This is a genomic window from Nostoc piscinale CENA21 (assembly GCF_001298445.1).
GTDB lineage: Bacteria > Cyanobacteriota > Cyanobacteriia > Cyanobacteriales > Nostocaceae > Nostoc_B > Nostoc_B piscinale_A.
Genome location: NZ_CP012036.1, coordinates 2,991,486 through 3,004,564, shown reverse-complemented (window position 1 = coordinate 3,004,564; position 13,079 = coordinate 2,991,486). Strand labels below are relative to the sequence as shown.

Below are 13,079 nucleotides of genomic sequence, written 5' to 3'. Positions count from 1 at the left end.
TTATTTATGTCCCACTGCTAATCCTAATTTTTTGAGAATTCGTGTACCTAAATTTGGAAGCGCATTGTAAGCTTTTGGTTTAGTTGTAAATTTTGGGCGCTTTTCTGGTTCGTGTAAATAGCGATAATGTAAAAAAACATCTCTGTAAGGGAAATCAATATTTTCTCCATTACAAACTTGATTAAATAACTTAGAAGATAAGCCAATATAGTGAATATAAGTCAAGCGATTGCCTTTATCATACAGGATGTTATCTTTTGCTATAAAATGATTTGAAGTGACACAGCATCCTGTTTTTTTCGTCAGATGGTAGATGTAAAGCTAAGTTACAATTATAAATTCCTGAGCGCATAACCATATAATTAAGAATGGTTTGATCAGGAGCAAAAGGATAAAGAATTTCTGCTTCTCCTTGATGGAGATTTCCTAGCAGTGAATCTCTAGTTTCTAAAGAAAATATGTTCTTTTTGGAAGCATAAAAACCAGAACAAAATATTTCTTTTTTGAGTCTTTCAACCGAAAATATTTCTGTTAATTTTGGCGATTTTTCTTGATATACATGAGATAAATCTGTATATTGAAAATCATATACTACCCAATCGTAGTAATTTAGCTGATCATAAATCTTATCCAGGGGACTCATCAATAAGGTATCAGCATCCATATAAACGAAGCGGTCAAAAGGCCCATCAAAAGCACCGTAACGTCGATGAGTTCCAAATCGATGATATTTTTCTTTGGTAACTTTTAGCCATTCTTGTTGAGCAGTCGGATGAATATCCCAAACATTACGCACAAATTCATCCCATGAATGAATAGATTCTTGATTGTTATAAATCTGCACATGAGGACGACGAGCAATTTCGTGAGTAATTTGCTCTATTTTGTCATCATAAGGATAGATGCAAACGGGCATTGATTGACCATAAATTGCTTCTATACTATTAAGTAAAGCAACTAATTGGTTATAAACTCTATCATTAGCAAGAGTACAAATACCATCCATATCAAAATATCACCAAACCACGTTTAACTGATGGGAATTAATTAAATTGCGGACGAAAAACGTTCATCAACGTAACTGAGAATTTTAGCGGCACGATTTTCCCAAGAAAATTGTTGAACAAATTCAATAGTTTCTAGAAATCCGTCAATTTTTCTGGGATGAGTTTCTAAAACTTTACCTTTAAATTTATTTAATGCTTCAGCATAAACTACCAATTGCGAACGCTGACTTTGCAATAATTTTTGCCGCCATTCTGCTGCTTTTTCCGGCTGTCTCTGCATAAATAAATGATTAAATCCATTATAGATTTTAATCAGTTTTTCTGGTGGTATACCATGTTGAATCATGCTTTCGCGGACTGTATCTGCAACTGTCACAGCAACTTGAAACAAAGGATGATTTACTATTTCTGGTTCAAATTGCTTATCTTCATGGTGATGATGCTCATAAATTGCCGGAATCCCATATTTTATTGCAGCTTTGATAAAATTCCAATTCCAAGCATGAACAATTTTCGTAGTTGCTCGGATATAAAATGGAAAATAATACTTGGTGGCGACAGTGTTAGAGTTAGTGAATTTAGTTTTACAGTAATCAATATGCCAAGGCATTCGTAGCTTTGCTACTTGTAATTTATCTTGAAAATTATAATATTTAATAACATTTTCTGGTGGTTTTTGTGGTTGAAAAGGGTGGAATAAATGAATCGGATTAATTGCTTGCCATCCTTGCTGAGGATAAATCAAAACTGTCGGAAAACCCAAGTTAGCTGCTCCATCGGCAGCTTTAGCAGCCTGCACACTAGAAGCTGTAGGTTCATGCAACTTTTCCAGAAAAAAGAAGTTATAGTTTTTTGGCAAAATGTTTGTTTTCATAATGATTAGATTTGGTTTTCAAGTTTTTCTAAGTGAGCGATAATTTCTTACGTAATGGTCAGTATTTAAGTGAAAATTTATTGGTAAGCAATTGATTTTTATTGATTACATGAAAAAATTTCTGGAGAATTCCAACCTAGTAAACTGTGTAATTTGGAAATCATATTGTTACGAATCAGCTAAAGTATTTAATATTTGAGAGTAGTACCAATGATTACGTTCTCGATATTCATTAAGACTTTCAGGGTATGCTTTACAGTCTTTTAGATAATTCTGCCAATCATCCGTTTTGCAAGAAAATTTATTTTTATAATACAACTCAAAAAAAAGTTTTACTAAATAGTGAAAACTTAATTTTTTGTTGTACCCACTTTTGCACAGGCAAGATTGCAGGAGTATGTTTGAGTGTATAAAACTTACTACTAAATGGAAAACATAAAACTTTTCTTCCCAGTAAAGTCCCCCAATATGCTCCATGATAAGAACTTGTTAATATGGTTTCACCAGAACCCAAAAAATCTAAAATCTCCTCAATATTTTGATTATTATTAGTCATTTTGGGAAAATTCCGAATCTTTATTTGGAATTTTTTATGAGAAAAAACTACAAATTCATGTTTGATTTCTCTCTTTTTGTCGAAAGCTGGGTGCATACAACTAGCACAAGGAACCCAATTATATTTATTGACGAAATCTCGAACGCCAATTAAATCAAAGTTTTCCAGATATTGAGAATAGTCAAAGTTCTGTAATTCTGCAAGTGTATAAGAATTACCGTAGAGTTGCTGACCAATACCCCAAGCGATTAATTTTGTACGTGCTTTAGATTCAACAAGCTTTGAAAATGATTGCAAAAATGGAGAATATAGTAGTCCACCTCCACCTACAATAATGTGTTTATCTCTTGCATCTTCAAGGTTGATGGTTCTGATATCAGCTTGCTCAACAGTATATCCAGGAAAAGTAAAATATTTTGCAGGAACAGAAAATAAATCTCCTACATTTGTTGAATCAATGACATGGTAATTGATAATTGATTTCATACAAGCACTCATTTAAGAACTAAAACTAGCATTAAATTATCTCTAATTTACCTAATTGATATAAAAACCAATATAGCTATAGTGTTAACTCAACTTTGTGATTTAAATAATCGTTGACAACTTCATTAATCTCCGACATGAATTTCTGAGTGGAGAATAAATTTTTTTTGATCGTTTAAAGATTCAATCAGTTTGTTTTGTTTATCTGAATTACTTAAAACTTCAATGATTTTTTCTACAGCCTCTTCTTCTGTATTGAAAAATAATTCTTCATTATTCTGACCAATGATCTCAATTTGCCCACCTTCACTTTTCACAAAGGGAATAGCACCAGCTTTCACCATTTCTGCAATTGATATACCAAAAGGTTCTTTTTTGAAGTGAATTCCATACTTGCACTTAGAAAGAACTTTGACATATTCTTTATAAGGCAAATCTTTATGTACAGTTATCCATGATGAGTTTTCAGACACTAATTTTTTCATTAAATTCGTGTACTGCCATTCATAAATACCCCCTCCTCCACCAGTGATGTGAAGTTTAATATCAAAACCTCGTTCACGAACTAGCCGGAGAATTTTAATTACTTTATGCGGTTCTTTCGCTTTAACAATTCTACCGCTACAAATGAATGCTTCTTCTTTTTCATTCCATGCTAGATTCGGTACATCAATCACAACAGGAGGATACACCACCCTGGCATCAATACCATAGATTTTTTTAGTAATATCTGCAACACAATAAGAATTTACTATAGAAAAATTTTTTAAAATTTGCTCTTCAGAGAAATTGGATATTTTTCGATGGATTTTTTTACCCTCAAGGACTTTAATCCAATGAATATACTGAATACCAACTTGACCCATATCCATTGCATTATATGCAGATAAAACTAAGTCATATTGCTGACTATGCTGTTTAAAAAAGCGGATTAGAAGATGGAAAAAAACCATTCTAATATCTTTGCTATTAGCCATCATGAAGTAGCAAAGTTTAGTGATGGGTGCAGGAAGAAGATTTTTAATTTTAATGTCTTCATTTAATAAACTAGTTCCATACATCGAATTTAATCGATCAAGTTCAATTTTTCCAAGAGTAAATAAAGTTAAATCATATTTATCTTTTAATGCTTGGATCATCCATAGCCCTACTGCTTCAGCACCACCACCCATAAAATATGGGTAGTACACAGCTATTTTTTTTCATAAATTAATACTCTGACAGATAATAGTTAATATTATCCAGTATAAAAATAAGCGTCAAGGTAGCGAACACCTAATAATTCATATATGTGAATCAGTTTCGATTTACAAGAATAAATTAACAACTTTACTTTTTACTTTTTAATCTCGGAAATGATTTATAAAGTAAATTTCAAGTAGTGGCGTGTCAATCCTAAATTAGTGCAAAAATTCGTTCTTGCTTTGTGGGCATCTTGTCCAAACTGAACGAGCTTCTAGCCCATCCTAAAAAATAATTTTAATGCAACATTTTAGTCTAGACAGTCCACTGCTAGAATTTTATTTTTACTTGATCAATAAGCTATGAAGCTTTTTATTTTATAATTTTATTTTTTCTATTAGCTCTACCTTATCTAATAAATAGATAGCCAAATTATAAGATTCAGTAATTAATTTGTTTTGTTCTTCATTATTATCTACTAAACCATCTGTAAGTAAAACTAAATCACTCAGAATATTATTTATTTGGGTTGGAAATTGCTCAAATTTTTGCATCAAATCAATATCATTTTTATCGTTACCATTCTTTTGTGCTAACAATGATGATGAGTATAAATTAATTTGTAATCTGATAGTTTCTTCAAAAATCTCAATGTGAATCATAATTTTTAATGCAGACTTGTATGCTTCATTTAAGAGTTCTTGACGTTCTTGAGCATCATCTATCAGTCCATCCATTAACAATCTTAAACAACCAATCATAGAATTTAGTCGCGTCCTAATCTCGTAGGAGACACGAATAAAAGCTAGATTAGATTGTTTTGAGGTTTCTTCTTGTTCACCAAATTGCATTGAATAGAGACGCGAATAATAACCACCTTGTTGTAAAAGTTCTTCATGGGTTCCTAATTCCACTACGCGTCCTTGATCAAATACAGCAATTTGTTCAGCTTTTTGTACGGTAGAAAGGCGGTGTGCAATAACTAAAGTTGTGCGATCGCGGCTGAGTTCCTCTATAGCACCTTGTACCAAACGTTCAGAAACAGTATCTAATGCACTTGTTGCTTCGTCTAAAATCAAAATTTCAGGATTTTGCAGCAAAGCACGAGCTATAGCTAGGCGTTGGCGCTGTCCACCGGATAACATCACCCCGCGATCGCCTACCATAGTGTCAAATTCTTGGGGTAACTTACAGATAAACTCGTAGGCGTTAGCACGTTTACTCGCTATGAGAATTTCTTCATCGCTGGCATCTGGTTTACCGTAGGCGATATTATTTTTGATTGAGTTATTAAACAGAAAAGTATCTTGACTAACGATACCCATTGCTTTTCGTAAAGATTGTATATCAAATTGACGTAAGTCAACCCCATCGATAGTAATACAACCAGATATAGGGTCATAAAATCTCGGTAATAAATCAGCTAAAGTTGATTTACCTGCACCAGAAGTACCTACCAAAGCTAAAGTTGTACCTTTTGGTAAGTATAAATCTACATCTTTTAATACCAACTTTTCATGTTGGGGATAGGCAAAAGATATCTGATTAAAATGTATGCCTTTCTCTATTTTGGTGTATGTCTCTTTACCATTGAGCATGAAAGGCTTATTGTCACGTCGTAAAAAGTCAGCAACAATATCTACACTAGTAGAATTATTAGCAAAACTACTACGGAGAGTATTTAACTGTGACACAAAAGGTAGTAGTCTAAGCAACACTAATAAATATGTAAGTAGAACTGTTGATAATGAAGCTAGTTGATCTGCAAATAATGCTCTTCCTATAAGTATAATTATTAATAAAGATATCACTCCAGCAACTTCGCTGCTTGGGGCAATGATTTCAGAATTAATTTGAGATTTAAATTCAGCTTTTTCCCGCTCAAGAATTAGTGTATTAATTTTGTTATATGTTCTTTCTTCATTAGCAGTTGCCTTTACTAAACGAATACCGCTTAAAGTTTCGATTAAAGTATTTGTTAATTTTTTTGATATTTCAGATAGTAATTTTCCAAAACTTTTTGATCTCGAAATTGCATACTGATTGATTAATGTAATAAAAGCTAGTAAAGCTGTTGTACAAATCGTCAACTGCCAAGAAATTGATAATAATAAAAATATAAATACTAAAATTGTAATTCCAATAATTAATAATTTAATTAAATTATTCAGCGAATTTGCAGCACGGGGAATTTCTGAATTCAAACTATTCATTAAATCACCAAGTTTAGCCTTGGTATAATAATTAATATCAACATCTAGCAATAGTTTCACACCCGCTTTTCGCATATCCGAGATTAATATGCGAGATACAGAACTGGAGGATAAACTACTAGCATATACAGCAGCATTTTTTTAAAAAAAATTGTGAATATAATTACCACTGCCATTACCAAATTACGATAATTATCCGGGACAGTGTTAAAAGGTAACATTATACCTTTAATAATAGGTGGTGCATTAGTTAAATCTATATCTTGACCTACAATTCTTAGAATTATAGGCACTAGCATTGCTGTGCCTATACCATTAAATAATGCGCCAGAGAATCCCAACATTATTGTTAGGATGATTCTGTAGGGGTAAGGTTTAGTGAATTTTATTAATTGCTTAATATTAGTCATTAATTTATTATTAAAATATTCCAATATTTAGTAAAATATTTTTATACAAAATTATAAAAAATTTGCGATAAAATTTTAACCATAGTATCAAGGCTATAATATTCAATACATCTTTTTCTAGCCATCTTTCCTTTTTCATTAGCATCATCTAAATGCAGAAATATTTCTTGAATTTTTTCAGCTATTTGTTCAGGAGAACTAGATTCAACTAAGTAACCGTTTTCTCCTAAAATTTCGGGAATATCCCCGACTTTAGTCGCCAATATTGGTTTTGCCATTGCCATACCATCTGTCAACTTCAATGGAAATTGAGCTAGAGCAGCTGGCGTATTTCTCTGCGGGACAACTATAACGTGAGCTGCGGCAACAATTTTAGGCATTTGGCTAGAAGGATATTTTGGTAACTTAATAATCCAACGCCCCCATTTTTCCATAAGTTGAGCATCATAATCATCATAGGGACTACCGCCAACAATTACTAGCCTTAAATCAGGCTCATTCAATTTTTCTAATGCTATCAATACATCTTCAACACCTTTGTATGGTCTAGGCGCACCAGGAAACATTAATACTCGATAGTCAGAAAGTCCATAAAGCGCCCTACTTTCTTCAGGATCATAAAGACTGGGATTAAACAGATTCGTATCTTTTCCATTGGGCAAGTAAACACCACCAAATCGCTCTCTTAAAAATTGAGTATGAACTGTAATCACATCGGCTTTATTTGCCATACCTTCAACTGTCTTTAAATAGAGCGGATGATCTGGATATCTTAAAGCACCATCTTTTTTGAGAATATCTCGTAAAAACTGCTTGGCTGAAGGGAGATATTGCCATTTTTCACCTCCATGCCAACTTAATTCCCAATCATCTATATCTAAAATTACTGGTCGATGAGTACTTAATTTTTGCAGCAAAGCTAAACCGAAAGTGGTGGGCTTCGGTCGCATAGCATAAATAATATCACCATCTAGTTTTTTTTAGAAGTTGATATGCTGATTGAATAAATTGTGGATAGTTATAACCAATAACATGACTAACTAAAATTTCCGCTTGAGATATTACTGCTGGCTCGTCACCGAAATTAAATCCGATAATTTCCACTTGATAATCAAGTTTTTGCAGTGCTTGAGCTAATAAAAAAGAACGAACGCCTCCACCTCCCCATCTTCCTGCTCCAGCACCTGAGAGGTCACTGACAAGAATTGATATTTTTAATTTATTTTTGCTTGGTTGCTTACTCACAATATATTATATTGGTAATCTTTTTCAGCGAAATATGCAATGTTCAATGCTCTGCTAAACCAGAGGCTACCAGTTCATAAATTTTAACTGCCCTGTTTGAATCTCGTCTAGTATACGGTTAATCTGGCGGCGTACTCTATCGCTGAACTGACCATTCGCAAATACATGAGAAAGCAGCAATGTATGGTCTTGACGGCTCATCTTTCCTGACGAAATGATCTTGTCTACTATTTTTTTAATAGCAATTTCTGATTGACTATCAACATTAATGTAGATAGACGGGCGATCGCTCATTATTTCTCCTGAAAAATCCAAAAAATCACGGGTGTATTTGTTCACTGAAGTATAGGTAAATGCACCCCAGCTCAAGATTAATTTCGGTAGTCAATAGCAAATATGTACACCCGTTGATAACGGTCTTTTTAGCGATTTTTAGAACTAAAAAGAATACAATCAATCTAACTTTGGACTTACTGATACTCCCAGAGGATTTTTACTGAGAAAAATCACAGTTTTTTAGGAGTTTTTACGATGTTTTCAGTATAAGCACGGTTGTAGATGAATATAGCTCATGCGATTTACCCGCTAGAATAAATAAAATCAAAAGGTTACAGTATCTCAAAAAGTACCAAGAATTAATTATTTCAGGAAGTTAAGAGGAAATGCGGGTATTCCGTCTTGAGGCACTCTCAGATAACTACATATTCTTACTGCACAATAGTCAAGAAAATATTGCCGCAGTTGTCGATCCAGCCGAGGCCGAACCAGTGCTGCACAAACTTGCAGAACTGAATGCTGAGTTAGTCGCTATTTTTAATACTCACCATCATCATGATCATGTAGGGGGCAATCAACAGTTAATGCAACGCTTCCCGAAACTCACAGTGTATGGCGGGGCTGAGGATAAAGGGAGAATTCCCGGACAGCAGGTATTTCTACAACAAGGCGATCGCGTTTCTTTTGGCGATCGCATTGCGGAAGTCATCTTTGTTCCCGGCCATACTCGCGCCCATATTGCTTATTACTTTCCACCCCAAACAGCAGACGAACCGGGAGATTTATTTTGTGGGGATACTTTATTTGCTGGTGGTTGTGGTCGCTTATTTGAAGGCTCACCTACACAAATGGTCTCATCCTTAGAAAAAATTCGTTCCCTGCCAGATAATACCCGTGTCTGGTGCGCCCACGAATACACCTTAAAAAATTTACAATTTGCCTTGACTGTAGATGGTGAGAATACTGACTTACAACAACGCTACGCAGAAGTCAAAACTTTTCGCGATCAAGGTAAAGCCACCGTCCCCTCTCTGCTGGGAGTAGAAAAGCGCACCAATCCTTTTTTGCGTTGGGAACAACCATCTCTACAAGCAGCTGCCAAAAGTAACGATGCAGTGCAAACATTCGCCCGCATTCGCGGAATGAAAGATAGGTTTTAGCTAGTAGTCATTAACTCTTCTCCCTTGTCTTCCTTATCCTCCTTGTCCCCCCACTTCCCATGTCTTACGCTTCTGCTTTTAGTCCAAACTACGCTGCTGCACGATATCGTTTCTGTGCGGCGGCGCAGGCTTTGGGTTGTCAATTAGAAACATATTCTATTGACCAAACAGGCCCAGATGAGGAAGACTTAACTATTGATGTGGGGATATTAGGAAATTCTCAACCTGAGCAAATTTTGGTTGTTTCTAGTGGCTTGCATGGGGTGGAGGGTTTTTTTGGTTCTGCTGTTCAATGTGCTTTGTTAGAAGAACGTTTAATTGGTTGGTGTCCCAGCCCAGGAACTGCTTTGGTGTTGTTACACGCTTTAAATCCTTATGGTTTTGCTTGGGGACGGCGTTGGAATGAGGATAATATCGACCTCAACCGTAATTTTCTGCTACCAAATGAGGAATATACAGGTAGTCCTGAAAAGTACGAGGAATTGAATAGCTTCTTTAACCCTACTTCACCACCATCGGCTTTTGAACCGTTTTTGATGAAAGCGATCGCGACTATTTTCCGTCACGGCATTACTTCTTTAATAAATACTTTACCTGTAGGTCAATACGACTATCCCCAAGGACTATTTTTTGGTGGACACAGACCATCTAAAACTTATGAAATCTTAGCAGCTAATCTTCCGCGATGGATTGACGATGCTAAAAACGTTTTGCATATTGATTTACACACAGGCTTGGGTAAAAAAGCAACTTATAAACTGTTTATTGATGATCCCCCAGATTCAGAATCAGCCCAGTGGTTAATCGAAAAGTTTGGTGCTGATGTCGTAGAACCCTATCAACCAGATGGAAAAATGTATAAAGTTCGTGGGGGTTTAGGAACTTGGTGTCAAGCGATGTTTCCCCAATGTGATTACAAATTTCTCACCGCTGAATTTGGTACTTACCCAGTTATTCAAGTAGTAGAAGCTTTAAGGGCAGAAAATCGCGCTCATTTTTATTCCTCTCCCGAACACGCCTCAAGAATATGGACGCGCCAACGATTAGAAGAAGTGTTTACACCCACAGATATTACTTGGCGGAATACTGTAGTTTGTAAAGGTCTTGATTTAATAGAAAAAGCGATTGAGGTTTGCTTTCCTACCGAAGTGATTTAAAACTCTGCGTAGCTTTGCGTTTACCTCGGCTATCCTCCAAACCTATAAAGGTTCACGCAGAGTCGCAGAGGCGCAAAGAGAATCTATGAGTTAGCACCCAAAGTTAACAACGCTGATTTCTGCGCTTCCGTCAAACCTGTAACTCCTTGAATATTCATGGCTTCGTAGATTTGTTCAGCCGTTAGGGTTTTAATACACTGTTTTGTGGTCATATCCCAAAGCTTAATGGCTGCATAACCATCTCCCGCCACTAAGATGTTACCGTCTGGACTAAAGGTAGCGCACATCACCCAGGAATGATGTCCTTCTAGAGTGGCGATGCAAGTACCTGCTACAACATCCCAAAGTTTGATTGTACCGTCACTACTGGTACTAGCTAGGGTACTACCATCAGGACTAAATGCGATCGCCCACAACATATCTTGATGTCCTTGGAGAATCTGCCGACATTCACCTGTTTCTATATCCCATAGCCTGATGATGCGTTCTACACTACTACCAGTGGCTAAAGTTTGGCCATCAGGACTAAAAGCTACCCACCACACCCAATTGCGGTGTCCGGTGAAGGTGCGATCGCATTTTCGCGTTTTGATATCCCAAAGTCTGACGGTGTCATCAAAACCACCAAATGCTAACTTTGTGCCATCAGGACTGAAGGCTACAGACATCCCCAAGTGTACAGGGAAACTCTCTATTAATTGTCCGGTGGCGACATCCCATAATTTACTTGTGTTGTCATAGCTGGCGCTGGCTAATAGCTGACCATCAGGACTAAAGGCTATGCCTGTCACCATACCGTTATGCCCTTGAATGATTTTAATACACTGACCAGTGGCGACATCCCATAACCGAATTGTACCGTCGGCGCTGGCACTGGCTACAATCCAACCATTAGGAGAAAAATCAACTTCAAAAATTAAATCTGTATGTCCGTATAATATGCGGCATTCACCATCTGGTGTCCATAACCTAACTGTGCGGTCTTCATTACCAGTGGCGATAATTGCGGAAACTGGATTCCATGCTACTGATTTAACCCAGTTATTCCGGCCTTTGAAGATGCGGAAACACTCTCCCGTGGTGATATCCCACAACCGCAGAGAAAAATCATCAGCACCAGTAGCGAGTAAAGTTCCTTGAGGATTAACAGCGATCGCATCAATCGAGTTAGCATGACCTTGCAAGGTTTTGAGACATTGTTGGGTATTAATGTCCCAAAGGCGAATCGTGCAATCAATACTACAACTAGCTAAGATATCAGTTTCATCGACAAAGGCGATCGCTAGTATCCCATTAATATGTCCTGCTAAAACGCCGATACATTCACCTTGTTCTACATCCCAAAGCCGAATGGTTTTGTCTAAACTCCCACTGGCTAATATTCCCGATGCACTAAAAGCAACCGATTTAATCCAGTCAGTATGTCCTTTTAATGTTTTAATGCAAGAACCTGTAGTTAAATCCCATAACTTGATAGTTTTATCTTCACTTCCACTCGCCAAAATCCTCCCTTGATAAGCTACAGACCAAACTCTGCTAGTGTGTCCTTCTAAGATTTGAATACATTGCCCTTGGTTGATATCCCAAAGTCTGATGGTAAAATCTGTGCTACTGCTAATTAATGTATTTTCGTCACCAAATCTCACACAAACAACACCGCTTGTATGACCTACGAAAGTTTGCAAACATTGTCCGGTTTTAACATTCCATAAATTAATGATTTCGTCTTGTCCGGCAGTGGCTAAAGTATTACCATCAGGGCTAAAAGTAGTAGACCAAACAAAACCTGTATGTCCGTGACATTCGATTAATTGTTGACCACTAGCAACATCCCAAATAATAAAAGCACCATTGAAATGACCAGTTGCTAGAGTTTTACCATCAGGGCTAAATGCTGTAGCAATAATAGTCGTAAAAGTTTTGGCAAAGACAGATTTAGATAAATCAGCATAAGCAAAATTAACTTTCTTCAGAGGAGTATCTTGAAGATATGCTTGCCAAATCGTGAGATAAGAAAAGTTATAGCCAGTTAAATCAGTTTGCAGGTAACACAAAAGATTCAGAATATTTCCGCCTGCATATCCTGGTTCGTGATGACTTAATTGTTGCAAAATCTGCGTCAGGTGAGTTGCAATTGATTGTTTGGTACGTAGCTGATGCAGGAGATGTTCAACTATAGGCTGAAGAATAAGTTTAGTTTGAGTAACTCTGATGTAATCTTTAGCAGTTGCTTTAATTAAAGCGTGACTATTAAATATGATATGTGGCTGTGTATCTGCAATAATTTCTGCACAAACTTGCTGAATTAATTGTTCTGTAACATATTCCATCACCACTGGTTGCAGTGTGAAGTGAACGGGTGCTTCGGAAATTGACTTTTTTTCAATTAAACTGCGCCGACTAAGAGAATCTAACGCTTCTAATAGTTTCATTGCTGAGACTGGTAAGACTAAATCGCTGCGTAATTGGGTTAAAGTTACAGGTTCGCGGTTAATCGCCAGCCAATACATTAA

The 13,079-nt window shown here is 36.2% G+C and carries 7 protein-coding genes and 3 pseudogenes; 2 read left to right on the top strand and 8 right to left on the bottom strand.

The window, feature by feature from the left end; translation table 11 throughout:
• From ACX27_RS12980 to ACX27_RS12950, 7 genes and pseudogenes are all read right to left on the bottom strand, one after another.
• A pseudogene (locus ACX27_RS12980) lies at window positions 1-1,006 on the bottom strand (Npun_R2821/Npun_R2822 family protein).
• 41 nt (window positions 1,007-1,047) lie between these two features.
• Entirely contained in the window at window positions 1,048-1,881 is an 834-nt protein-coding gene (locus ACX27_RS12975) for a glycosyltransferase family protein (protein WP_062292962.1), read from the bottom strand.
• A 319-nt stretch (window positions 1,882-2,200) separates the two neighbouring features.
• Complete coding sequence (locus ACX27_RS12970) at window positions 2,201-2,923, bottom strand: polysaccharide pyruvyl transferase family protein (RefSeq protein ID WP_235526619.1); 723 nt, start codon at window positions 2,921-2,923, stop codon at window positions 2,201-2,203.
• A 125-nt stretch (window positions 2,924-3,048) separates the two neighbouring features.
• Window positions 3,049-4,095, bottom strand: coding sequence for a glycosyltransferase (locus ACX27_RS12965; RefSeq protein ID WP_235526618.1), 1,047 nt, complete (start codon window positions 4,093-4,095; stop codon window positions 3,049-3,051).
• A 387-nt stretch (window positions 4,096-4,482) separates the two neighbouring features.
• Window positions 4,483-6,728, bottom strand: a pseudogene (locus ACX27_RS12960) (ABC transporter ATP-binding protein).
• 41 nt (window positions 6,729-6,769) lie between these two features.
• Window positions 6,770-7,976, bottom strand: a pseudogene (locus tag ACX27_RS12955) (glycosyltransferase family 4 protein).
• A gap of 63 nt (window positions 7,977-8,039) precedes the next feature.
• The gene (locus ACX27_RS12950; protein WP_335337818.1) at window positions 8,040-8,342 is read right to left on the bottom strand and encodes a hypothetical protein; all 303 of its coding nucleotides are present in this window, start codon (window positions 8,340-8,342) and stop codon (window positions 8,040-8,042) included.
• Between the two features lie 293 nt (window positions 8,343-8,635).
• Between ACX27_RS12950 and gloB the strand changes: the two genes are divergently transcribed.
• Together gloB and ACX27_RS12940 are read left to right on the top strand one after the other, a co-directional pair.
• On the top strand, window positions 8,636-9,409 hold the full coding sequence (gene gloB / locus ACX27_RS12945) for a hydroxyacylglutathione hydrolase (RefSeq protein WP_062292956.1): 774 nt from the start codon (window positions 8,636-8,638) through the stop codon (window positions 9,407-9,409).
• A 59-nt stretch (window positions 9,410-9,468) separates the two neighbouring features.
• Window positions 9,469-10,566 carry a DUF2817 domain-containing protein gene (locus ACX27_RS12940; protein ID WP_062292953.1) on the top strand — a complete coding sequence of 366 codons (1,098 nt, stop codon included), beginning with the start codon at window positions 9,469-9,471 and terminating at the stop codon, window positions 10,564-10,566.
• 83 nt (window positions 10,567-10,649) lie between these two features.
• On the opposite strand, the gene ACX27_RS12935 is transcribed toward ACX27_RS12940, so the two are convergent.
• Window positions 10,650-13,076 carry a WD40 repeat domain-containing protein gene (locus ACX27_RS12935; RefSeq protein ID WP_235526617.1) on the bottom strand — a complete coding sequence of 809 codons (2,427 nt, stop codon included), beginning with the start codon at window positions 13,074-13,076 and terminating at the stop codon, window positions 10,650-10,652.
• Between the last annotated feature and the right edge of the window lie 3 nt (window positions 13,077-13,079).